Raw genomic sequence first — 22,187 nt, forward strand, 5'->3', positions numbered from 1 at the left:
AAGCCCACGCAACAAAAAATCCTTACCCAAATACCACTACCCAACCCGTGTTTCTGGACTAAATAGAATTTGCCCAATCCTTTGCCCATGCGAGATTACGCCGCACGGTTTCTGGAGTTAGCGCTTCGGAATAGAGCCGTAGAACAGGTTCGGTGCCGCTAAATCGAATGAGCAGCCAGCTGTCGTCAGCCAGCTGAAACTTGTAGCCATCGATCGTCAGGCACTCCACCACAGACTGTCCGGCAATTTCGCTAAGGGGATTGCTTTGCAAGGCATCGATCAGGCGCGATCGCACATCCATGCCCGACAGCGGTAGGTCAATCCGATCGTATGCTGAGGCATAGCCTGTCTTCTGTTGCAGGTCGGCATAGAGATCGCTGAGGTCTTTACCAAACTGGACGATCGCCTCCAGGACATAGAGCGCCGACAGCAGGGCATCCCGTTCGGGGATGTGATTGCCGTAGCCAATGCCGCCCGACTCTTCGCCGCCCAGCAAGACCTGAGATTCCAACATGCGATCAGCGATGAACTTATAGCCAATCGGCGTTTGATAAAGCGGCAGACCGTACAGTGCAGCAACCTTGGGAATCAGATTAGAACCGCTGATGGTTTTGATTACCTCACCGCTAAAGCCGCGATGGGTTGCCAGATGCTCAATCAAAATGGGGATCAGCACCTGTGAACTGAGGAAGTTGCCTTGTCCATCGACAGCCGCCACGCGATCGCTATCGCCATCAAACACCAGACCGACTGCTAAACCCGCGCCGCCCTGATGCCGAAATTCCTTGATGGTTTGAAACAGCAGCGGCAAATAGCGAGGCAGAGGCTCCGGCGCACCGCCACCAAACAGCGGATCGCGGTCACTATTCAACTCTCGAATGGAGGCGCCCAAAAGCTGCTCTAGTCCACCTGCCGCCGCGCCATGCATTACGTCTGCAAATACGGTCAGCTTACCTGAAGCGATCGCCTCCTGAATCAGCGGAATGTTCACCTTGCCTCGCAGCGCCTCACAGTAGCTCTGCCAGGGATTGAAAGTTTCTAAGGTGCCAGGTGTTGCTGCTGGAAGCTGAAATCCTTCCTGAATCATGCCCTCAATTTTTTTCGTCACCTCTGGCGGCACCGAACCCCCAAATCCTCCTTTCACCTTTAATCCTGAATAGATGCCGGGGTTATGGCTGGCGGTAATGACGATTGCGCCCAAAGCTCCATGCTGATTCGCCGCCCAGCTAAAGGCGGGTGTAGGTGCATAGGTATCTGACAGCAATACGTTAAACCCGGCAGCCTGTACTGCCTCAGCCGCAGCCTGGGCAAATTCTTCCGCCAAAAAACGGCGATCGTAGCCCACAACAATCGTTCGGCTGCCTCCATAGGCTTGCTCTAGGGCGATCGCTGCCAAAGGCGCGACCTGGATGACGCGCTCAAAGGTGAAGTCGGCGGCAATTACGCCCCGCCAACCGTCTGTGCCGAAGGTGATGGGCTTTGCGGTCAAGGACGCAGGAGAAATAGAGACTGCCATATGCTGTGTCTGGGAGGAGAATAGGGGAGAACGTTTCTAAAAAAGCTATGTCGAAAAACCCTGAGGCTGTTTCGAGTCTACTCGTCTGTTAGGCTAACTGAGCAGAGTGAATAAAAATATCGTAAGGTCGATGACTTACCGCTTCAATGACTCATCGCCTCGTCTGCTCATTGCCATTGACTCATCTTGTTGCCGTTGACTCATCCACTCTGCAAGGCTGATATTCAGGAATTCTGCAAAAACTATTGCAGAATTCAAATTTAGACTCGCACTTTGTAGGGTTTCAGCAAGATTTTCCGCAAACTTCCGGACTAGCTCTCATTTCCCAGCCTTGATGGCGACTCTATAGCAACCGCCAAGGCGGTTAGGACGGGGGCATTTTGGCTGGAGCAGCGCCCCACCCAAAATGCCCTAAGCAAACTGGCGACAGCTACATCACCTGAACCCGATCGCGTCCTTGACGCTTTGCCTCATAGAGGGCTTTGTCGGCACGTTGCAACACATCCCAGGCTGTGCGATCGGTGGCGGAGTTTTGCTGAGCGACCCCAAAGCTTGCCGTAATGTCTAGCTCTCCCGCCTTGGTCGGCATGGACTGACCGCGAACCGCACGCCGGAGCCGCTCGGCAACATCGATCGCTTGGTCTAAGGGCGTTTCCGTCAGAATTACAACAAATTCTTCGCCGCCGTAGCGGTAGGCTGGAGTGCCGCGTCGGAGCTGATCTTGAACCCGTTTTGATAGCTCAACCAGCACTTCATCACCTACCAAATGCCCATAGGCATCATTCACCATTTTGAAATAGTCAATGTCGCAAACAATCACGCTAAAGGGCGACTGAACTGTCCAGACTGCCGCCATGCTGAGCTGCTCTAGCTCCCATTCTAGCGATCGCCGATTCATGAGCTGCGTCAAGTCATCTCGCAGAATTTCTTGTTGCAAGGAATCATTCTGCATCCGTAGCTCTACCTGCCGTCGCCAGAGACGCTGATAGTTTTGAGCGTTTGTCAGCGCGATCGCGGCTTGATCGGCTACCTGCCGAACGGTTTGCAGCTCGTCGAGCAAATATGCCCGCTCCTGCTGATAAGACAACAGCGCCACCGCCCCAAAAAACTCTTCCTGGATAAATAGCGGTACCAGCAGCACTGACATGACTCCGATCGATCGCATCCAGTCTTGCAGCAAGTCGGCTTCAGGAGCATGCACTCCCATTTGCAGGTACGATGCTCCGCCCTGCATAAATAATTCAATAATGTTTTGCCAATACTCTCGGTAGATATGACGCTCCTCTAGTGCCACCATCTGCCGTTCGGGATAATCCCATACGGCGAGGATTGTGGCGGGGCTGTCGCGCAAATCCACCAAGATAGAGCGATCGCACTGCAACCCATAACCCAGCTCAGCAACAATTCGCCCGACCACCTCATCGGGATTTAGCGTGGAATTGAGCAGTCGTGAGATCCGTCCAATTAGAGCCGCCTGTTGGCGCGATTGCTCTAGGCGCTCTCGCCAGTAGAGGGCGCTGTATGCCAGCCCCACTTGGCTACAAACGACCTCAAGCGACTCCAGCTCTTCCACATTCCAGCCTTGAATAGGAAGAGCGGCTGTTTCTTTTCTGAAAGGAAAGGAGGATAGCGGAGAAGGAGGCGCAAAGACGGGTAACCCTGCGAACGATCGCCGCAGTTGCAGCACAAACTGAAGCGGATTTGCTACCGATACGCGCCCTCTAGGATCTTCCAATCCATTTCCCCGGCTCGAAATAGGGATGATCAGCTCCCCCGTTTCTAGCTGAATAATCTGCGGTGAGTTTTGCTGATCAAGCAGCCAGGAGGGTAAGGAGCGCGGCACAAAAGGCTGGACGGAATCAGGCTGAAAGGGGCTAGGGCGATCGCTATCCAGAGGCGGCTCTACTGCAAAATTGGCGGCATATTTATTGACCACCTCTGACAGACCATAGACGCGGAGCGCATCAGAGACCCCCATCTCTAGTCCTGCCCAGAGCAGGCATTCAGCCTCATAGACCGACGCAATTTTTTCTACCACCTGTCTCAGTAGAGAATCGACAGATTCTAGGTTGAGTAGAGCGGTCTTGATCCAAGGATAAATTTCTTTCCACGTAGGTTGCATAGATATCCTTTGGAACAGGTTGAGAACACACAGAAAAATATGCGACTTAGAAACATATGACTTAGCACAGCAAGCTTAGATTTCTCATCAGCTATTGTGCTGAAAAGTCTTCTCGCGCCCACCCAGCAAACTGCCTCCTGCCTACTCCTAAATCCTACTCTCCTTTCTCAATCTCGCGATCGCTCAATCCACTGAGGAATATAGCACCAGGCTTTATTCAGTTCCGCGTCATGAAACCGATAGTCTGGGTCTTTTTCGCCTACTAGCGACCAAAAGCGCTCGGAGTGATCCAGATGCACAGTATGACAAAGTTCGTGAATGAAAACATAGCGCACCAGGTTGGGCGGCAGAAACAGCAGCTTGTAGTTAAGGCTAATGTTTTTTTTGCTAGAACAGCTTGCCCAAATGGTTTTTTGCCCTCGCACAGAAATAGCGCTGCAAGGTAAACCCACATCCTGACTCACCTGACGCAGCCAGGGACTCAGATGGAGTTCTGCCTTGCGGGTCAGCCAATGCTTGAGAATACGGTAGCAAAGGGGGCTTTGCTGGATCGCCCCTGACACTAATAGATGGTGGGGTTGGGCGGGGTCTGTGGTCAGTTTCCAGGTCGGCATGGGCTGATAGCCGATCGTCCAGTCTTCGGGCAGCGATCGCAGACTCAGGTGGATAGGCAACTCCAGCTCAGTTTCTGGCTCCGCTCCAAAAGACTGTCGCTCGGCAACGATGCGTTGAGTCGTTTTGGCAATCCAATCTTGCCGTTTTTCTAAAATTTCGGGCAGCTTGCGGCGATCGAAGCCTCTGGGGACGACAATTTCGACCTCGCCCAAATGAGAGATTTTGATGCTGACGTGCTTTGCCTTAGTGCTCTCTCGAATGCTATAAGGCTGGAGCTTTTGAATAGGGTGCTGAGATTTTACCTGTGCCATTCTGGTTTGGTTTAGATTGCCGATCGCTCATGGCGCTCATAACATAACGCTCATGACATAGCGCTCATAACATAGCGCTCATGACATTGCCTGCTGCTGAATGAAACTCAGCAGAATTTCTTGATGCGGCTTGCCGAGCGGATAAGTTTTTCCCATGCGATCGGAGTAGCGACTACCCTGACGGATCTCTTTTAGGGTCGCGAGTCCGAGATCGCATCCTTCATTGAGTTCTAAAGTTTTTAGCTCCACAGTCAGCGGCGCATGAAAGACGTAACGAATAAAGTGCGGATCTTGCGTATTGGTCTCAAATGGGAGCAGGTTGGGAGGGGCATAGCCAATTTCTTCGATTAGCTCTCGCCGCATTCCTTCCTCTGGCAATTCTCCTGGCTCCAGATGTCCACCAAAAAATGCCCAGCACCCAGGATAGGCAATTTCAGGCTTTTCTTCCCGTAACTGCATCAAAAACTGGCTGTTTTGGTAGAGTAGGGCGATCGCTACAGCGGCACGAGAATCATCAGGCGTACTCATCAGCAAGCGTCCTAAATTTCAAGAAGGGTAGCGATTTCAAAAGAAGTAACCTAACTCAGGATAACCGTTCAATTGGCGTTGCTGATTTTAGGGATGAATTTTTGTGTGAGAGGGGCGCGGAGCGCCCCTCTCACACAAAAATTCATCCCCCGATTGAGTCATGCCCCGTTCAACCCTTTGAGTAAGCGGGTCAACTATCTGAGAGACTAGAATTTTACCGAAGAACTTTAGGCAATTTTTTTGGCACTTTCCCATTAATCGAGCAAAATTAATAAGTTCGGTTGGTCACGCAAAGCTAAAAGTATGGCTGGTTTACTAGATGGCGCAGGTTTACTGGATGGTAAAGCCCTTGCCGCTCGAATGCAAACAGAACTGACTGAGCAGGTGAAAACACTTCAAGCTCAGTCGGGTCGCGTACCCGGTTTGGCGGTTCTTATGGTGGGCGACAATCCTGCTAGCGCGGCATACGTGCGAGGCAAGGAGAAAGCCTGCGAACGGGTGGGCATTGCCTCCTATGGCACTCACCTACCCACAGATACCTCCCAAGCAGAGCTGGCACGGAGAATTCAGGCTCTCAATCAAGACGATCGCGTGGACGGCATTTTAGTCCAGCTTCCCTTGCCCGATCACCTAGACTCAGTGGCGCTGCTGAATCAAATTGACCCGGATAAAGATGCGGACGGACTGCACCCTGTTAACATGGGGCGACTGGTGCGGGGTGAAACTGGGCTAAGAAGCTGTACACCCGCCGGGGTAATGCGGCTGCTGGAAGAGTACGCGATCGCTCCCCAGGGCAAACACGCGGTTGTGATTGGGCGCAGTATTCTGGTGGGCAAGCCTTTGGCGCTGATGCTGCTAGAAGCCAACGCCACCGTAACGATCGCCCATTCTCACACGCCCGACTTAGCGGCTGTTGCCCGCAGCGCCGATATTCTGGTGACGGCGATCGGCAAAACGGAGCTAGTCACCGCCGATATGGTAAAACCCGGCGCTGTAGTCGTTGATGTCGGCATTAACCGCGTGACCGATGCTAACGGCAAATCTCGTCTGGTAGGAGATGTAAAGTTTGATAGCGTTCAAGAAATTGCTGAGTGGATTACTCCGGTTCCAGGTGGGATTGGACCAATGACCGTGACCATGCTGTTGCACAATACAGTATGGAGCTATCGCCAACGTTTAGCGCTCTAGGGGAGATGAGGGAGATGACGAGTACGACCGATCAGGGCAGGGTGCTGACTACCGCGCTAGCCCATGAAGCTGCGCAAATTTTTGACTTGCTGGGCTATCTAAAGCAGCGGCAAATTCAGGTAGAATCTGCTTTGGAAAAAGCGATCGCCGTCACCTATCCCGAAAAGATTTATGAAGCCATGCGCTATTCTCTGATGGCGGGTGGCAAGCGACTCCGCCCGATTCTCTGTCTCGCCACCTGCGAGCTGGCGGGCGGCACAGTAGACATGGCTATGCCTGCCGCCTGTTCTCTAGAGATGATTCACACAATGTCTCTGATTCACGATGACCTGCCCGCGATGGATAACGACGACTACCGTCGGGGCAAGCTGACCAACCACAAGGTCTATGGCGAAGACATTGCCATTCTTGCCGGGGACGGGCTGCTAGCCTATGCTTTTGAATTTATTGCTCTGCAAACGCGCCAGGTCAACCCTGCGCAGATTTTACAGGTGGTGGTGCGGCTAGCCAAAGCCGTAGGAGCCGCTGGCTTGGTGGGCGGCCAGGTCGTGGATCTGGAATCTGAAGGCAATCCAGATGTTACCCTAGAAACGCTGAGTTTTATCCATCGGCATAAGACAGGAGCGCTGCTGGAAGCCTCGGTGGTCTGCGGTGCGATACTGGCAAATGCCCCTGACCCAGATCTGCAACGGCTGTCTCGCTACGCCCAAAATATTGGTTTAGCCTTTCAAATTATTGATGATGTCCTTGACATTACTGCCACTCAGGAAGAGTTGGGCAAGACGGCAGGTAAAGATCTTCAGGCTCAGAAAGCTACCTATCCCAGCTTTTGGGGCATTGACGAGTCGAGGCGGCAAGCCAATCAGCTTGTTCTAGAGGCAAAAGCCGAGATCGCTGCCTTTGGCGAAAAAGCTGTGCCGCTGATGGCGATCGCCGACTATATCACTGCCCGGAAGCATTGAGATTGCCAGCTTAGATGACAAACCTGGGTTTTAACTTCGGGTTGAGAGGACGCAATGCTGCCTCGATCCCTGCTCTTGACTCGTGCAGCCTTCTCTTCTTTTCTAAACTTTTCCCTTTAATTTCTGAGCCGCACCATGCAGGATTTTCCCGATCTCCTGAATAATCACATTTTATTCATTGCAATTTTTTCCAGCCTCTTGGCTCAAGTCCTTAAGGTCATTGTTGAGCTTGTGTGGCATCGCAAGGTCAACTTTCGCACGTTAGTAGAAACTGGGGGGATGCCTAGCGCTCACTCTGCTCTCGTGACTTCTCTGGCAACAGGTATTGGGCAAACGTCAGGCTGGGCGAGTGGCGATTTTGCCATTGCCTTTTGTTTTGCGATTATTGTCATGTATGACGCGGCTGGCGTGCGTCAAGCAGCAGGTAAACAGGCGCGCATCTTAAACCAAATGGTGGACGAGCTTTTCCATGAAAATCCTACTTTCAGTGAAGCGCGGCTCAAGGAACTGTTGGGGCATACCCCCGTACAGGTGATTGCAGGTTCTGCGCTGGGGGTAATTGTTTCGTGGATCGCCGCACCCGCTTACTAGAAAGTAGCTTGAGGGGAATAGTCTAGGGTAGGGCTTAAGTAGGGCTTAAGTAGGGCTTAAGTAGGCAGATTAATTTGCCACATTCCGTTTGAGCAGCACTACCCGACGACTGTCTACCATCACAGCCGTAAAGCCCCGATCGCTCAGTGTTCTCAGCATACTGGCAGCACTGGTTTCGCTGTTGGTATAAATCGCTAGCAGGTAAGGGTTCTGATTGTAGGCGACCAAGCCTACTGCGCCAGCGGTAATTTGACCCACATCAGCGGCGGCTTCAGGTCGATTGAAATAGTTGACTAACACCGCATAGCCTGTGCCCAACGGCTGAGGGTTGTAGGCTTCTGGAACTGAGCGGGGAACGCCCTCAGTGGAGGTTGGGGCTGAGGTGGGGAGTGCGGTTGGAGCTTGAGGCTGAGCTAAAGATGGAGTGGTCACGATCGCCGAGTTTGCTGAACGCGCCACAAAAGCCTGAAGCCCAATGCGATCGTTGATATATTTCGCCCAGGCATTGGCAATCTCGGCGCTAGAAAAGCCCTCCACTCGCACGACGCTATTGCTGAGGTAGTCGCAGGGAGTCAGCACAGCGCTAGCGGGAAGGAGCTGTTTGAGCTGCGTCTGGGTATCCGATCGCTGATTCAGCACCAGCAGCAAAAACTGATTTTCTTGAGGAGGTTGGCAGGTGGGCAAAGCCTGAGCGATCAGGGATGGCGGCATTAGGGGCTGCGGCATTAGTGGCTGCGCCAACAGATCTTGAGAGATTCCCAGCACCATCCCAAAAGCTGACAGGCTCATGGCAAAACCCGCGATCGAATGGAACCCGCGCCGATGTGGTAGTAGCAAACTGTGCGATAGCAAACTGTTTAACAAAGTAGTCTGTTGTAGGTGTTGAAAAAACCATCGAGAGCAAAGACCCATAGCATTATTCCTTAGATGGGAGAGTAGTGGCAGACTGCAACCCTGGAATAGTTATGGTAAAGGGGAGTCAAGGCGCCAGACTCAGAGGCGGATAACACATTGCCATTGATGCTGCCTATATTGATGCTGCCTATACTGACGACAGAGAAGCTAGCGGATCGGGGATGGCATCTGTAGGAGCTTGAAACTGACCGATCGCCACATACTCTAACCGCAGCTTCAGCCAAGTAATAAACTGTTGATTAGTAGAAACGATCGCCACCGCAGGCTGAGGACATTTGGCTTTGACGGTTGCCATTTCTGCCGCTTCCAAAAAAGCAGGCTGATGCACTAGCCAAAAATCAATTTCTTTTTCCTGTTCCCGGTAGTTGCGGATGCGCTCTTTCAAGACTTCTTCAGTCGGTTCATCTTCCAAGATATATCGCCGACTGGCTAAGGCATAGTAGTAGGTTGGCATGGGTCAGAGTCGTGAAGGGATTGAAATTGTGATGGGGAAATAAGCTGACGGAAGGCTTTGCGGCGATCGCATCCGAATTCATACCGTCTAGAATTTCCGCTCTTGATTTTAACCCGAAAGTCTTAACCTAGAAGTATTCTTCTCTAGCAATGAGGTTCAGCAGGAGAGTTTGTGGAAGCGATCGCTCAATTTCGAAAAATTTCTGCTACCATTGTCTACTGACCCACGCGGATGTGGCGGAATTGGTAGACGCGCTAGATTTAGGTTCTAGTTTCTCACGAAGTGAAGGTTCAAGTCCTTTCATCCGCATTTAATTGATTAAATAAACAAATTTTTTGAGCAGAGAGCTACGCTCTCTGCTCAAAAAATTTGTGGGTGAGAATCTGCAACGCTGACTTCAGTCGAAGGGTTGCAAAATGCAAATGTTAAACGGCGACAAAACTGGATGGAACCAGTTGATTAGCCGTTACTCCAACCAACAGCGCTAACGTGTCAGCGCCCAGGCGAATTGCGGCACTGCCGTTGACATCGGCAAAGCTCAGTTGACCGAAGCTCAGTCCCCCTGATAGGCCAATCTGATCTTGTCTAGGCGCAAAGTCCTGGATTGTGTCGGTGCCGTTGCTACTGCCAGCAAGCACGAAAATATCGTTGCCATTGCCACCGTTAAGCGTGTCGTTGCCAGCTCCGCCATTGAGGATATCCACCCCGTTTCCGCCCACCAAGGTGTCATCACCGCCATTGCCTATGAGGGTGTCTTTGCCATTGCCGCCCTGCAAGAGGTCATCGCCAGCGGTGCCCGTTGCGGTATCTTTTCCATTGCCAGTATCAATGGTTTTGCCCACTTCCAAAGTGACGATCGCCTGACTCGTCAAGCTCCCGTCGCTCAGGGTGTATTTGAAGCTGGCCGTACCGCTGGCGTTTGGCGTGAAAACCACGTTACTGCCGTTCAAGGCAACGCTGCCGCCCACAACATCGCTAAATCCGTTGGCCAGAATAGATAGCGTTGAGTTGGCATCTGGGTCAGTGTCGTTGGCGAGCAAAGCAGCAATCGGAATTAGCTTTGCCGCATTTTGGTTGGCTGTGAAGCCGCTGTCATTATTGGCGATCGGGGCGCGATTCGGCGCAGTTAGATTAAAGCGGGCAATAACCGGATCATGGTCACTGATCTGATCCGCAAACTCAGAGTTGATATGAACTACATCAAAGCCATCCAGGTTGCTGCGCAGATTGCTGCTCACCAAGATGTGATCCAGCACCTGAGCATTTCCCTGAAAGTTATAGGTATAACGCTCGTTCGCTGGCAGAGTTTCGACCAGCGTCGTCAAGCCACCGCTCTCTAGGATGCTGAGCGGATTGGAAAACTCGAAGTCATTCAAGTCACCTGCCACAACCACATTGGCGTTGGCATCGGTAGCTATAATTCCTTGCACGAAGTCTTTGACGATCGTGGCCTGCTGGTTGCGTTGCGCTTCGCTACTCAAAACCGGAGGCTGGTTCGGGCCAAACAGGGGTTGATCTCCCCCTTTAGAGTTGAAGTGATTGCCGACAACGGTTACATCCTGTCCGTTGAAGACAAATTTGCCGACCAGAGGTTTGCGGCTGCTGGCAAAGGCATCTCCATCCGCCAGATTGGCATCGGTCAAGCGTTGCAGCGATCCTTCCACAAAGCTGACCCGGCTGGGATTGAACAAGAAGCCCACGCGGATATTGCCGCCCGGTTCGCCGCCATCTTGATTATTGACTGGGTTGAGCTGACGGTATTCATAGGTAGGCCCTCCGGCGGCTGCGATCGCATCAATCAGCGTTTGCAGGGTTACGTTGGCATCCACCACACCATTATTGGTTGCCCCGTTGTTGTCCTGAATTTCTTCGAGGTTAAGGATATCGGGCGACTTCAGATTGCCCACAATCACACTGGCCAGTCCATTAAACTGAGCTGCGCCATCGCCAGGGTCGAGGTTTTCTACGTTGAACGTGGCGATGGTGAGCTGGTTTGCGCTAGCCGTTAAGTTGGTGACTTCTTTCTGTAGGGACGAAGCTTGCACGACCGTAGGAACCGCCGAAACCAAAACTTCGTAGTTATTGAAATCGTAGCTGACTACGCCTGTAATCGTGCTGAGCTGTGCCCCAACGTTCACGCTGGGTAGCCCCAAAGAATTGTTCAAATCATCAATCTGAATCCGCTCTGGATTGAAATCGCTTGACGTAATCAGGCTGCCTCCCTGGCTGGTGCGGCTGGTTGCATTGGCACCGTTATCTGCCAACACCCAGATTTCCTCAGAAGATCCGAAGCTGGCAGTAGGGGATGTGGAAACTGGATTATTAACCTGAACGACCATGCCTTCTAGGCTTTCGTAGAAGTCAATGCCATCTTGAGCGGGATCAAAGGTGCCATTGCTTTCCACATTGGTGGCATCGTTGTCAATCACCGAGGTAGGAATTGCCCGTCCGCCATTGCCCAGAACAGTCGGGGCGATCGTCGTAGTCGGAGCATTTGTCCAGGCGGTGACGCTGAGCGACTGCACGCTGCTGTTATTGGAAATTTGCGTGATGGTCAAGTTGTCGGCATTTCCACCCGGACGAAATTCGCTAACCGTACCGCTGACCAACACCGCTTCACCCACTGCGCGCGCGCCCAAGATGCTGGCACTGGTTGTGAAGACAAAAATTCCTTCTGAGGTCGCATCGTTGGTGTCGGGCGTGGGGTCTTGAATGTAAAAACCGTTTGAGGCGATCGCAGTCACAATTCCGGGCACACTTCGCACGGCCTGACCATTCAGTAGCGAAAGGTGGGCAGAGCCTTGAATGTCGCGAATCCGAGTTGCACCCGCTGCCGCATCATTATCTGCGATCGTCACGGTCGCTGTGCTGGCAGATCCGACATCGTAAGCGTCAGCGTCAACCAGGGTCAGGGTCACGGTTTCGCTGCTTTCGGTCAGAGCGTCATCCACAGGCGTAATCGTGATGTCGGTAAAAGCTTGCCCCGCCGCCAGGGTAGCCGTTCCCGTGAGAGCAGGCGTGAAGTCGTTGGTCGCAGCCGTCCCGCTGAGGGCATAAGTCACAGTCAAGGCGCTGGCAGTATCGCCTGTGCGCGTGATCCGGAAGGTGCCGGGGTCTTGGGCAGCTTCAGCAGCGGCTGCGTCTTGGGCAGCCAGGGTGACAATCGGCGTTGTCGGCACCGAGCCAACGGTTGGGGTGATAGAGAAGCTGTCGATCGCCAAACCATCATCGGCTCCCGGCGCATCAAAGCTATTCCAGCGAATCCAGACGATCGCTCCCGGTGGAATTGACAAGCCCGCAATGGCATTGCTGAGGGTGGTGGCGGCGGCGTTGCCATCGAGTAAGCCTACAGCGCCTGTGGTGACTGGAGCCGTAAAGTCAAGCGCATTCACGTCAGTCCAAGTGCCTGTCGTTAGAGAACTGGCATCTAGGCTGTATTGGAAATCGATGCGATCGGCTCTGTTTAACGTTCCCAAACGCCACTGCTCTCCCGTATAAGCAATGGTGAGCGCCGTAATGATTGAGCCTGTATCGTTGGTAAAGCTTGCGCCCACTGTTGGCACTAAGCTGCCAGATTGTAGACCGCCCAGTGCTCTTTCAGGACTGCTGGCGGCTCCAAAGCTGTAGGTATCGCCCGCATTTGAGCTACCTGTTCCAGCCGTGTAGACTGCATTTGCATTTGTTCCAGACTCAGAAATTACCCAACCGTTAGGCAAAGTAGAACTGGTGCCGGAACTTGCCAAAGTATCAAAGTTTTCGGTGTAAGTTGTTCCGGTTAAACTGATTGCTGCCATTTGGAGGAACCTTAAAAGATGAATGGAATATAGATGCGGTTGTTCTAGGATTTATCCTGGGATTAGCCAAGATTTTGAAATCAGCGCACTAACGACTGAACCTTGCCTTAAGAAGACATGGAGATGCCGTAAGCCACGCAAAATTAAAATGCGCCTTACTCAGAAAACGCACTTAGCTTGATATGAGATTCTCGACTTCATGCAGGGCTGGGCAACCGTGAAAGCGATCGCTTGGGCGAAGCCAAAACAGAAAATCACTCCATGAACACCAAGGCTCAGTCTGGATTAGCAGACTTTTGTGCTTAAACTAAAAGAACTCCACTCACGACTGTCCTGGTCAGATTAACAGTTAGAGCATTAGTGAATACAGAGGAATTACACATTGTGCTATCCGGTGAAATCACACACAAACTGAGTAGTATGTATGCCTACAATTAATCAGGATTTCATGGCTGGATTAAGAACTCGATAACAGCATGTTAATTTGTATGGAAATATACTGAATCTTCATAATTACGCCACTTTGCTGGCTTTAGGCAGTGCGGACTAGACCTATGGCAGCGTGGGTAGTGGTAATTTAGGTGAGCACTACCAAGGTGGGTTGATAAAGCTCGGAGATTGCTCCGAGTAGCACCACCCAGATCTGTTGATTGTCTTGACGATGATGTTCAGCTTCAACTCGCCAATCATCACTGGACTCATTGCCTTCAAACCCTGTTGACTGGGTTGCCTCAAACCAAGCTTTCACTTGGTTAATCACTGTTTGTCAGACCTCGATCGCTGTTCAGTAAGCTCAGGAAGTGGTTTTGTAAGCCTCAGCGATCGTTTTATAGGTCTTGATAGAAGTAAATATCCTTCAGTGTGTCACTTGCTCTAAATTCGGCTCTGCATCACCAGCGAACCTTTGGGCAGTGGCGGATCACTTGCTTTCTCGGAGGTGATCAGCATTTGCACCGTAGTAGATTGGCAGCTTACTTCAGGCGTAACCCACTGAGTCGTCACGGAGCCATTTGTTTTGGCGCTAAACTGACCGCAGAAAGCAGGGTTTTTGCCGCTAGAAGGCATTGCCCAAAGCCGATACACCTGCCCCTCTGGGAGGACAGGCAAATCCTTTGCCACCATAAACACTTGACGACTCTCGGCAATGAGCAGACTGCCTGAAGCTGCGTTTGCTTCCTGGGTTCCCTCCAGGGCGATCGTCTGTGTTCCCCGCTGCTGAAGGGCTGCAATCACAGATTTAGCTTGCTGGGTTTCCTGCCGAAGACGATAGTTATCAATGCCCAACGCCACCAGAGCCACTGCGGCGATCGTTCCACCTATGCCATACCAGGCGCTTCTGCGTCGGCTTGGCAAACCACTATCCTCACCTCCTATCGCTTGCAGGGAGGCGATCGATCGGTTATTCGGTTCATTATCTTTGCTGTCAACAAACCTATTCCTAGTGGGGCTATCCGTAAAGCTATTGCTCATAGCAGAGCTTGCCTCGACTGCCATCAGAATAGAATCCCGCAATTGAGTAGATGGCACTTGCTGAGACAAACCATAAGGCATTAAAGCCAATACTTCTTGAAGAGAGGCGACTTCAGCTATTAAATCTGGGTTTTCTGCCAGCAAGTGCTGTAGTTCCTCTGCCTCTTCTGGGCTGAGATCGCCTAGAGCGTAACCTGCTATTAGTTCTTGCCAGTTACTAGGAAGTGCAGAAGTCATGATTTGCAAGTGAGTGACGAATTGTGGAAAATAGGGTGGCGGAGATTAGACGCTGACTTTTACACTCAAGTATGAAAAGTAGACCCTTAAGAAGCAGACTCTACATAAAAAGTTTGATCTAGTTTATCTGGGGTTAGACATAGCCTTGAAGCGCTTGGCGAAGCTTCAATAAGCCCTGACGAGAGCGAGTTTTAACGGTTCCTAAAGGAATGTTTAAGGACTCAGCAATTTCAGATTGGCTTAGCCCTCCATAGTAGGCAATTTCTAGAACCTGACGCTCGTTGGGGGCAAGTTCCTCTAGCGCAGCCCGAATGATTTGCGATCGCTCTCCCATAGAGACCTGCTCTAGAGGTGTTGCCATTACCGTTTCGCTTTGGACAATTCCTTCCCAGCGCTGCAAAAATCTATAGCGGCTTCCTCGCGATCGCAACCTATCAATTGAGCGAGAACGAGTCATGGTGGTTAGAAAGCTACTCAGAGAGCCGCGCGCAGGATTGTAGGCGTTTCGCTGCCAGAGAGAGACAAAAATCTCTTGAGTGACATCTTCAGCCTCCTCAGCGTTCGCCAATATTTTGAATGCCAAACTGTAAACCAACCGAGAATAGCGATCGTAAATCATTCCTAAAGCCTGAGTATGACCATTTCTGAGGACAAGAAGCAGGTCAACATCGGACAGATCAGGAGAAAGCGATTTGACGCTCAAGGGCAGGTCGGAGCTTTGTGAGTCCATTGTTCTTGGCAATTAGTTTGGAGAATCAGCGAACGCAGAGTTAAACATACCTTACGTCATATGATTCATCAATTGACTCCTTTAAATACGTGCCTTTAGACAGATTGGATGTATAGTGCCACACGTCTAGAGCTGACGAGTTATTTTTGAGCGCGGCGCCGCGCTCAAAAATAACTCGTCCTAACTCAATTAGATAGCGCTATGGCAATCTCAAATGGGTCTTAAATTGGTATCACAACTCATCTCATACCAATTTAAGACCCAAACAGGGCAGATGATTTTCGAGAGCCGCGCGGAGCGCGGCTCTCGAAAATCATCTGCCGCCTCATCAATTTAAATTGGTATCACAAGTAATTTAGGACTGCTATATGTATTTTGGGCTTGAGAAACTGAGCGGTTTATAGCACTCCATAAAACAAGGTTAATAGAATGGGCGAAAAGTATTGATGCCCCACGTTTAACTTGCCAATTCACCTCAGAAATCTCTCAATACTGGGAGATTTCTGAGGTAGGGAACTTTTGCCCCGATGTTTGTTCATAATCCCTTAAGATTGAGGGATATAGCTTCAGCCTAACTGAGGGAGTGCTATAGCCACAGAGAGCTTTACAACCTAACCCGTTTTCCTAAGATCAATCAATTTTGCACAAGGAAGCTTTGAATCGAGAGAGGCAACCCGCTGGAAAGCTGGGCGAACTTTCCGCCATCGCTGCCAAAACCGCGACTAGCTGCGTTGGAGTTATAGAATAAGCTTCCAGATCTGGAGTCATACACGACAAGCGCTTTGCTCAGCCTTGCTGCTTTGGCTCCTTTAACTTTCGCGAAAGATAGCTTCTTTGTCTTGAGCTTGGTGAAGATATCCCTATCCAGTACGATTCGGTCAAGCTCACGCCCTCCTCTCGTAAAATCGGTAATTACATCTGCTCCACTCCGGATGGGTGCATCAAATACGAATAGGTCAGATCCTAAATCTCCTGTCAGAGTATCAATACCCGCTCCGCCAATTAGAGTGTCTATCTCAAAAGTGCCTGTCAACTGATCGTTACCGCCGAATCCGGTTAAAGTTGCTGAGCCAAAACCTGAACGCAGAACATCATTTCCTGCTGTGCCTAAAAACGTCTCCCCTTGGATATCCTCCACTGTAACGGTGAGAATATCGTCAGCACCGTCCTTTGCAATCAGGAAACTGTAATTCCTATCGGAAAAAAGTCTATCGAAGTCAAGCTCGCTCGAATCGGTTACGCGAATGACACTATCTGCTCCGACTGTAAAGGCGGGTACACCATTACCATTTCTATCGTTAGATAGGATACGAACTTGAGCACTAGCAGGAACAGTCCCTACAACTGTTCCATCGGGTGAATTTTCTCTAACTTTGAAGTCCATAATTTTAGAAGGTACTGGTTACTCCAGTCTTCTATCTCGTATCTTTGGGGCAGGATACATCTCTTTTGAGTGCGTGAAGTTTATATAAATTTATGCTGATTCCCTTAAACCTGATTTGAATTTTTGTCCACGGTCAGGTTAAAAATGACGTCTTCGTAAAGCGCGTCGATCGCCCCTTCAAAATTAACGCTGTCTAGCCGAAAGATCTTCTGGGCGGGTGTGTAAGATTGCAGCACCCAGAGTCCTGCTTCATTGCGCCGGAAGCACTCGACGCGCTGCCGCTTAGCGTTAATCAAGACGTATTCTTGTAAACTTTCTAGGGTTTGGTAATCAGCGAATTTGTCCCCGCGATCGAAGGCTTCGGTAGAATCAGACAATACTTCAATGATTAGGCAGGGAAACCGCTTATAGGTTGATGTTTCTTGATCTCGCCGATCGCAAGTAACTAGGATATCAGGATAGTAAAAGCGATCGATGGACTCAATCCGAGCTTTCATGTCAGCAATGTAGACCCGATAGCCGGTGCCGCGTACGTGACTACGGAGAAAAGCAGCAAGGTTAAGGGAAATGGTGACATGCTCGTCTGAGGCTCCAGCCATGTCATAAACCTGCCCATCCCTGTATTCGTGCTTAATGGGACTATTTTCCTCTAGATGAAGGTATTCTTCGGGAGTGAAGTATGGCTGTTGAGGGGAAGCAATCATAGATAACCTTGCAAGCCTTTTAAGTACCTATAGTTTAGGGAAGTTTTTGCAGAGTTAGCGCAGTCGCACAAGCCATTCGATAAGTACTGCCATCATTGATGCAATCCAAAAAACCTACTCTTGATCTCAATCAGTCACTGATTGAGATCAAGAGTAGGCAGTGGAAAGTGATTATTTTCCCGATCGCTGCATAATATTGGAGAATATCTGGGAATAATCATTAGGTTTTTGCATCAGTCTGCCCTGCAACGGTCTAAGGGCATAAGCTTGACGCTAACGTTTCCAAAATTCACCTACTTGCCGATTTATGAAACTCAAAAGATCTGCTCAATTCGTTCGCCTTTCTTGCAGCGCTTTGTTGCTTACGGGTTTAGCCATTCCCTCTTTGTCCGTGCCGACTCTGCCTGCGATGGCAGGTCAGCCCTTGACGATCGCCCAGGCTCAGCAGCGGATGCGGATTGCGGTACTGGACTTTGACTTTGCCAGCACCGGGATAACAACGGCTGGATGGGGCTACTGGGGTGATGTGGGACCCGCTAAAGGTGTAAGCGATCTCTTGACCAACAAGCTAGTAGAAGGGGGTTCCTACAGCGTCATTGAGCGGAGTAAAGTAGCGGCAATTCTAGCAGAACAAAATCTGGCTCAAGCTGGACGAATTGATCCAGCTACCGCTGCCCAGATCGGACGAATTTTGGGCGTGGATGCCGTGGTTGTGGGTTCTGTCACGCGCTTCAACCTGCAAGAAGGCGGCACGGGTGGCAGCATTTTGGGAATTGGCGGCAACAGTCGGCGGCACAGTGCTGAAGTGCAGTTGACCGCCAGATTGGTCAACACCACAACGGCAGAAATTTTGGCGACGGCACAGGGCACTGGAGAAGCCAAACAGGGCGGTGGCGGCTTTTCGATAGGCGGTCTAGTCACCTTTGGCAACGACAACAACAATACGGACGGGCTGTTGAGCAAGGCAGCGGAAGACGCGGTTAGCCAGATTTCTACCTCTCTATCTGCTGAGTCTGCTCGACTGTCAGCTTTGCCAGCCTCTTTGCCGAGCATCGAGGCGATCGTGGCTGATGTCGCAGGCAACGAGGTGATTATTAACAAGGGCAGTCAGGATGGATTTCGTACAGGCATGACTTTGTCGATCGAGCGGGTCGTACGAGAGGTCAAAGATCCGGCAACCGGAGCCGTTTTGCGGACGGTGACTTCTCCAATCGGTCGGATTGAGCTGACTGAAGTTGATCCTGGCTCATGCGTGGGTCGAATCGTGAACGGTACAGGGTTCCGAGTGGGCGATCGCGCTGTTGCAGCCCAGTAGTCTTCAGCGGCAGCCCGTCTTTATGGCAATTGCCAAGGCGGTTAGGACGGGGACATTTTGGGTGGGGCGCGCAGCGCCCCACCCAAAATGTTCTAAGCAAACTGGCGACCGCCATAGCTCCTAGAATCAGCCGTTAGAATAGGTGTAGTGCTTATTGCTTGAAACACGGTTCGGGTGAGGATATGCTGCCGCGAGAAGATCTGCTCAAAGGAATTGAAGAACGCGAAACTGCGGTGCGGGTGATTGACCAGGCAGAGCAGGCAATTAAAACCTGGGAGGTTGTCTGCACAGATTTTGTGTCGCCACCTGAGTTGGCAGATATTCAGCGGATGTTCCAGAAATTGGCAGATGTGGTGACGTTGCCTTGGGGCGGCTATCCTCAAGCAGAGCGGCAGCGCATAGCGATCGCCCGTTCAGAATTGCCGATCGAGACCGCACAGGTGGCGATCGCAGCAATCGATATTTCGGGAAACTTTCTGTTTGATCAAGCTACCCATCGAGACTTTTTAGGAGCGCTCCTGGGAACGGGTATTGTCCGCGAAAAGGTGGGCGATATCCTGGTGTTAGGGGAGCGAGGGGCACAGGCGATCGTGGTGCCAGAACTCGTGGAATTTTTGGAGATGAGTCTGAACCAGGTGCGATCGGTACCTGTGAAAACCCGCCGTATGGATCTGAGTGAGCTAAAGATCCGGGAACCCAAGAAGAAGGAAATGGCGACCGTGGAAGCCTCCATGCGCTTGGATGCAGTAGCGTCCGCTGGTTTTGGCATGTCGCGCAGTAAAATGGCAGATCTGATTAGCACAGGTGATGTGCGAGTGAACTGGAAGGACATTACCCAAACTAGCCATCAGCTCAAGTCAGGTGACCTGGTTGCTATTCGCGGCAAGGGGCGCTTGGAAATCGGCGAAGTGATGATTACCAAAAAAGACCGCTACCGGGTGCAGCTGACCCGATTTGTTTAACGCTTCGACAGGTTAGGATGTCGTCCTGCTGCACCCGTCATCAGCCAGAGCGCCAAGAACTTGACCGGACGGGCAACCTGCATGACGCGAAGACCCAAGCGGCGAATCACGACCAAGGGCAGCCAGCGATTGGAGAAAATGCGATCGAGCAGATCGGTGAATCCTAGAATCGCCAGATTTTCCAGCTTACGCCAGCGATCGTACCGTTTGAGAACGCTGATTTTGCCAATATCTTCACCGCGTTGGTAAGCCGCCTCCAGCACCTGCGCCAGAGCAGCAGCATCGCGGATGCCCATGTTCAAGCCCTGTCCGCCGACGGGATGGCAGCAGTGCGCTGCATCGCCAATCAGGGCTAGACGAGGCTGCGTGTAGCGATCGCTTTGCATCAGCTGCACCGGAAACAGGATGCGCGGACTCAACAATTCCAGCTTGCCTAGCTGTCCCTCATAGCGGCGGTTTAGCTCAGCCAGAAACTCGGACTCGCTGCTTTCCAAAAGCTGCTGGGCTTCGGCATGGGGTGCAGTCAAAACAATCTGGCAGCGGTTATCGGGCAGCGGCAGAGTGGCGAAAGGGCCGCTTTCCCAGAAGTGCTCACGGGCAATGTTTTCATGAGATTTTTCGGGACGGAGGACGGCAGTGACGCAAGACTGCCAGTATTGCCAGCCGTGGGTCGTGATTCCAGCAGCGGTACGAATGGGCGATCGCGCTCCATCGGCGGCAACTAAGAGCCGGGTATGGACTGTCTGAGTTTCTCCTGCGATCGCCAGCGTCAGCGCCACAACATCTGCCTGATAGTCTACCTGCACCAACTCTGCCGGACAGAGCCAGGTGATGTCTGCACCTTCCAGCTTGTCTAGTAATGCCTGCACTAAGACGCAATGTTCGCCCACATAGCCTAATGATTTTGTGCCCAAATCCTCTGGCTTCAGGTTGACGATCGTGGAATAATCGGCATCCGCCATGCGAATCTGGTTAAACGTAGTAATGTGGGGTAAAATCTGCTCCCAAACGCCTAGCCCCTGAAAGATTCGTCCTGACATCAGCGTGATGGCATAGGCGCGACGCTGACTGAGTCCGGCTTCACGGGGTTTCGCTTCAATAATGGCGACTCTTAGCCCTGCGTCTTTGAGGGCACAGGCAAGGGTCAAGCCAACGATGCCCGCCCCGGCGATCGCGATATCAAAGTCGAGTGGAGAAATGGGGAGTGAAGAGTGGGGAGTGGATGGGTGCTGAGCCAGTGCCATACGGAATGAAAAGAAGGAAATGGGTCGTCACATTTATTTATATTGTGACTCACATTGTGGTGCGATCGTCAGCCTGGAGCAAGCTAATTGCCCATAAGCTAATTGCCCATAAGCTAATTGCCCATAAGCTAATTGCCTAGCTCTAAGCTGCTTGCGTCTTCTCTTTGGGCGGCGGCAGATTGAACGCGCTGCCAGAGTACCGGATCTTGCCGATAGATTTGCAGGGCGGCGATCGCGTTTTGGGCATCTAAGAGTCTGCCTTTGGCAATCAGCGTCATCAGAAAGTCTAGGGCAGCTTCGGTACGCAGCATGGCGATCGCCAGTAATCCCGTTTGGCGCAGCTCTGGGTCGGCTTGTTTTTGCCACCAGGTTGTGAGGATCTCAAGGGCTGCGGGTAAGCGAGATTCCCCCAGCGCCAAGGCAACCAGCTCTTGCGTCTGCGGTTCTGGAGCCGTGAGAAATCGCGTTGCCAAATCCAACGATTTTTGGGAGGACAGCTTTAGCAGAGCAGCGATACATTCTGAAATGACGGCGGGTTCGTCACCGATCAAAACTCTCAACCGCAGCAGAGGCACGCCCTGATCATTTTCGCTGTAGGCGATCGCCCTGGCTGCTGCAACCCGTGCCGGAACTTCTGGATCGGCAAGCAGGTCAGCGATTTCGGCGATCGCGTCAGGATAATTCATCCGCACCAGACCCATGGCGCAAATGCCCCGAAGTTTGGCGGCGGTATCTGCCTGTCCACCCCAGACAGGTTCTAGCTGAATGTGGCGAATGCCCTGAAGGAAAAGATCGGCTTGGTGGGCATTGAGGCGATAGAGAGCATCGGCGATCGCAGCTTTTGCGTGGCAGTTGGGATCAGTTTCGACGGGTTTGACGAGACAGCGATCGAAGGCAGTGACCAGATCAGGCTGTAAGGTAGAAAGCTCAAATTTGCCCACGAGCTTTGCCGCTTGAGCAATGGCGATCGCGTAGCGGCTCTGAAGAATGGAGCGGAGTTGGGCGATCGACTCTGCTGAGGTGGGGTCAGCCCGAAGCTGATTGAGCTGCTCTAGCAGGGTTTCGAGTTTGGAGGATTTTGCCATGAGGTTTCTGCAATGCCTTGTTGTACAAGGTAGCCCTTTTTCGTTTAGTGAGTTGCTAAA

General features: G+C 51.7%; 20 protein-coding genes and 1 tRNA gene. 7 read left to right on the plus strand and 14 right to left on the minus strand.

The genetic code is table 11. The features are described from left to right. Nucleotides 1-58: 58 nt before the first annotated feature. The 4 genes from AC5JMP_RS02985 to AC5JMP_RS03000 form a co-directional block, all read right to left on the minus strand. Nucleotides 59-1,516, minus strand: a complete 1,458-nt coding sequence (locus AC5JMP_RS02985) for a phosphoglucomutase/phosphomannomutase family protein (protein WP_495849941.1) — start codon at nt 1,514-1,516, stop codon at nt 59-61. 430 nt (nt 1,517-1,946) lie between these two features. Next, nucleotides 1,947-3,638: a sensor domain-containing diguanylate cyclase gene (locus AC5JMP_RS02990; protein ID WP_495849942.1), complete on the minus strand. Its 1,692-nt coding sequence runs from the start codon at nt 3,636-3,638 to the stop codon at nt 1,947-1,949. Between the two features lie 167 nt (nt 3,639-3,805). Continuing rightward, nucleotides 3,806-4,564 (minus strand): M48 family metallopeptidase, encoded by a 759-nt coding sequence (locus AC5JMP_RS02995; protein WP_495849943.1) that lies wholly within the window; start codon nt 4,562-4,564, stop codon nt 3,806-3,808. Nucleotides 4,565-4,642: 78 nt separating this feature from the next. Further along, nucleotides 4,643-5,092, minus strand: coding sequence for an NUDIX hydrolase (locus AC5JMP_RS03000; RefSeq protein WP_495849944.1), 450 nt, complete (start codon nt 5,090-5,092; stop codon nt 4,643-4,645). Between the two features lie 303 nt (nt 5,093-5,395). Between AC5JMP_RS03000 and folD the strand changes: the two genes are divergently transcribed. The 3 genes from folD to AC5JMP_RS03015 all read left to right on the plus strand — a co-directional run bounded on the left by folD (nt 5,396) and on the right by AC5JMP_RS03015 (nt 7,833). Next, nucleotides 5,396-6,280, plus strand: a complete 885-nt coding sequence (gene folD, locus AC5JMP_RS03005; RefSeq protein WP_495849945.1) for a bifunctional methylenetetrahydrofolate dehydrogenase/methenyltetrahydrofolate cyclohydrolase FolD — start codon at nt 5,396-5,398, stop codon at nt 6,278-6,280. A gap of 14 nt (nt 6,281-6,294) precedes the next feature. Further along, nucleotides 6,295-7,242, plus strand: coding sequence for a geranylgeranyl diphosphate synthase CrtE (crtE, locus tag AC5JMP_RS03010; RefSeq protein ID WP_495849946.1), 948 nt, complete (start codon nt 6,295-6,297; stop codon nt 7,240-7,242). Nucleotides 7,243-7,377: 135 nt separating this feature from the next. Continuing rightward, a complete protein-coding gene (locus AC5JMP_RS03015) occupies nt 7,378-7,833 on the plus strand; it encodes a divergent PAP2 family protein (protein ID WP_495849947.1) in 456 nt (151 codons plus the stop codon). A gap of 69 nt (nt 7,834-7,902) precedes the next feature. Here AC5JMP_RS03015 and AC5JMP_RS03020 read toward each other — a convergent pair whose 3' ends face one another. Further along, nucleotides 7,903-8,622, minus strand: coding sequence for a hypothetical protein (locus AC5JMP_RS03020; protein ID WP_495849948.1), 720 nt, complete (start codon nt 8,620-8,622; stop codon nt 7,903-7,905). A 253-nt stretch (nt 8,623-8,875) separates the two neighbouring features. Then, nucleotides 8,876-9,202 (minus strand): MgPME-cyclase complex family protein, encoded by a 327-nt coding sequence (locus AC5JMP_RS03025; RefSeq protein WP_495849949.1) that lies wholly within the window; start codon nt 9,200-9,202, stop codon nt 8,876-8,878. Nucleotides 9,203-9,429: 227 nt separating this feature from the next. Between AC5JMP_RS03025 and AC5JMP_RS03030 the strand changes: the two genes are divergently transcribed. After that, nucleotides 9,430-9,511: transfer RNA gene (locus AC5JMP_RS03030), tRNA-Leu, on the plus strand. A 116-nt stretch (nt 9,512-9,627) separates the two neighbouring features. Here the strand turns inward: AC5JMP_RS03030 and AC5JMP_RS03035 are convergent. The 6 genes from AC5JMP_RS03035 to AC5JMP_RS03060 all read right to left on the minus strand — a co-directional run bounded on the left by AC5JMP_RS03035 (nt 9,628) and on the right by AC5JMP_RS03060 (nt 17,521). Beyond that, entirely contained in the window at nt 9,628-12,996 is a 3,369-nt protein-coding gene (locus tag AC5JMP_RS03035; protein WP_495849950.1) for a DUF8508 domain-containing protein, read from the minus strand. Nucleotides 12,997-13,573: 577 nt separating this feature from the next. After that, the gene (locus AC5JMP_RS03040) at nt 13,574-13,756 is read right to left on the minus strand and encodes a hypothetical protein (protein ID WP_495849951.1); all 183 of its coding nucleotides are present in this window, start codon (nt 13,754-13,756) and stop codon (nt 13,574-13,576) included. Nucleotides 13,757-13,869: 113 nt separating this feature from the next. Beyond that, nucleotides 13,870-14,703 carry an anti-sigma factor domain-containing protein gene (locus tag AC5JMP_RS03045; RefSeq protein WP_495849952.1) on the minus strand — a complete coding sequence of 278 codons (834 nt, stop codon included), beginning with the start codon at nt 14,701-14,703 and terminating at the stop codon, nt 13,870-13,872. A 133-nt stretch (nt 14,704-14,836) separates the two neighbouring features. Further along, entirely contained in the window at nt 14,837-15,433 is a 597-nt protein-coding gene (locus AC5JMP_RS03050) for a sigma-70 family RNA polymerase sigma factor (protein WP_495849953.1), read from the minus strand. A 634-nt stretch (nt 15,434-16,067) separates the two neighbouring features. Next, nucleotides 16,068-16,817: a cadherin repeat domain-containing protein gene (locus AC5JMP_RS03055; protein ID WP_495849954.1), complete on the minus strand. Its 750-nt coding sequence runs from the start codon at nt 16,815-16,817 to the stop codon at nt 16,068-16,070. A gap of 104 nt (nt 16,818-16,921) precedes the next feature. Continuing rightward, entirely contained in the window at nt 16,922-17,521 is a 600-nt protein-coding gene (locus AC5JMP_RS03060) for a Uma2 family endonuclease (RefSeq protein WP_495849955.1), read from the minus strand. Nucleotides 17,522-17,828: 307 nt separating this feature from the next. Between AC5JMP_RS03060 and AC5JMP_RS03065 the strand changes: the two genes are divergently transcribed. Both AC5JMP_RS03065 and AC5JMP_RS03070 read left to right on the plus strand, forming a co-directional pair. Beyond that, nucleotides 17,829-18,836 (plus strand): CsgG/HfaB family protein, encoded by a 1,008-nt coding sequence (locus AC5JMP_RS03065; protein ID WP_495849956.1) that lies wholly within the window; start codon nt 17,829-17,831, stop codon nt 18,834-18,836. A gap of 182 nt (nt 18,837-19,018) precedes the next feature. Beyond that, nucleotides 19,019-19,798, plus strand: a complete 780-nt coding sequence (locus AC5JMP_RS03070; protein ID WP_495849999.1) for a photosystem II electron transport protein, Sll1252 family — start codon at nt 19,019-19,021, stop codon at nt 19,796-19,798. On the opposite strand, the gene AC5JMP_RS03075 is transcribed toward AC5JMP_RS03070, so the two are convergent. Next, nucleotides 19,795-21,042: an FAD-dependent hydroxylase gene (locus AC5JMP_RS03075; RefSeq protein WP_495849957.1), complete on the minus strand. Its 1,248-nt coding sequence runs from the start codon at nt 21,040-21,042 to the stop codon at nt 19,795-19,797. The two genes, AC5JMP_RS03070 and AC5JMP_RS03075, sit on opposite strands and share 4 nt — an antisense overlap. A 5-nt stretch (nt 21,043-21,047) precedes the next feature. Between AC5JMP_RS03075 and AC5JMP_RS03080 the strand changes: the two genes are divergently transcribed. Beyond that, nucleotides 21,048-21,182, plus strand: coding sequence for a hypothetical protein (locus AC5JMP_RS03080; RefSeq protein WP_495849958.1), 135 nt, complete (start codon nt 21,048-21,050; stop codon nt 21,180-21,182). Here AC5JMP_RS03080 and AC5JMP_RS03085 read toward each other — a convergent pair. Then, nucleotides 21,171-22,127: a HEAT repeat domain-containing protein gene (locus AC5JMP_RS03085; protein WP_495849959.1), complete on the minus strand. Its 957-nt coding sequence runs from the start codon at nt 22,125-22,127 to the stop codon at nt 21,171-21,173. The genes AC5JMP_RS03080 and AC5JMP_RS03085 overlap by 12 nt on opposite strands. Between the last annotated feature and the right edge of the window lie 60 nt (nt 22,128-22,187).

This window comes from Drouetiella sp. (assembly GCF_059504425.1).

Excerpts from the sequence above, each read along its gene's own strand:
- AC5JMP_RS02985 (WP_495849941.1), bottom strand. The coding sequence starts at position 1,516 with ATGGCAGTCTCTATTTCTCCTGCGTCCTTGACCGCAAAGCCCATCACC.
- AC5JMP_RS02990 (WP_495849942.1), bottom strand. The coding sequence starts at position 3,638 with ATGCAACCTACGTGGAAAGAAATTTATCCTTGGATCAAGACCGCTCTA.
- AC5JMP_RS02995 (WP_495849943.1), bottom strand. The coding sequence starts at position 4,564 with ATGGCACAGGTAAAATCTCAGCACCCTATTCAAAAGCTCCAGCCTTAT.
- AC5JMP_RS03000 (WP_495849944.1), bottom strand. The coding sequence starts at position 5,092 with ATGAGTACGCCTGATGATTCTCGTGCCGCTGTAGCGATCGCCCTACTC.
- folD (WP_495849945.1), top strand. The coding sequence starts at position 5,396 with ATGGCTGGTTTACTAGATGGCGCAGGTTTACTGGATGGTAAAGCCCTT.
- crtE (WP_495849946.1), top strand. The coding sequence starts at position 6,295 with ATGACGAGTACGACCGATCAGGGCAGGGTGCTGACTACCGCGCTAGCC.
- AC5JMP_RS03015 (WP_495849947.1), top strand. The coding sequence starts at position 7,378 with ATGCAGGATTTTCCCGATCTCCTGAATAATCACATTTTATTCATTGCA.
- AC5JMP_RS03020 (WP_495849948.1), bottom strand. The coding sequence starts at position 8,622 with ATGAGCCTGTCAGCTTTTGGGATGGTGCTGGGAATCTCTCAAGATCTG.
- AC5JMP_RS03025 (WP_495849949.1), bottom strand. The coding sequence starts at position 9,202 with ATGCCAACCTACTACTATGCCTTAGCCAGTCGGCGATATATCTTGGAA.
- AC5JMP_RS03035 (WP_495849950.1), bottom strand. The coding sequence starts at position 12,996 with ATGGCAGCAATCAGTTTAACCGGAACAACTTACACCGAAAACTTTGAT.
- AC5JMP_RS03045 (WP_495849952.1), bottom strand. The coding sequence starts at position 14,703 with ATGACTTCTGCACTTCCTAGTAACTGGCAAGAACTAATAGCAGGTTAC.
- AC5JMP_RS03050 (WP_495849953.1), bottom strand. The coding sequence starts at position 15,433 with ATGGACTCACAAAGCTCCGACCTGCCCTTGAGCGTCAAATCGCTTTCT.
- AC5JMP_RS03055 (WP_495849954.1), bottom strand. The coding sequence starts at position 16,817 with ATGGACTTCAAAGTTAGAGAAAATTCACCCGATGGAACAGTTGTAGGG.
- AC5JMP_RS03060 (WP_495849955.1), bottom strand. The coding sequence starts at position 17,521 with ATGATTGCTTCCCCTCAACAGCCATACTTCACTCCCGAAGAATACCTT.
- AC5JMP_RS03065 (WP_495849956.1), top strand. The coding sequence starts at position 17,829 with ATGAAACTCAAAAGATCTGCTCAATTCGTTCGCCTTTCTTGCAGCGCT.
- AC5JMP_RS03070 (WP_495849999.1), top strand. The coding sequence starts at position 19,019 with ATGCTGCCGCGAGAAGATCTGCTCAAAGGAATTGAAGAACGCGAAACT.
- AC5JMP_RS03075 (WP_495849957.1), bottom strand. The coding sequence starts at position 21,042 with ATGGCACTGGCTCAGCACCCATCCACTCCCCACTCTTCACTCCCCATT.
- AC5JMP_RS03080 (WP_495849958.1), top strand. The coding sequence starts at position 21,048 with ATGAAAAGAAGGAAATGGGTCGTCACATTTATTTATATTGTGACTCAC.
- AC5JMP_RS03085 (WP_495849959.1), bottom strand. The coding sequence starts at position 22,127 with ATGGCAAAATCCTCCAAACTCGAAACCCTGCTAGAGCAGCTCAATCAG.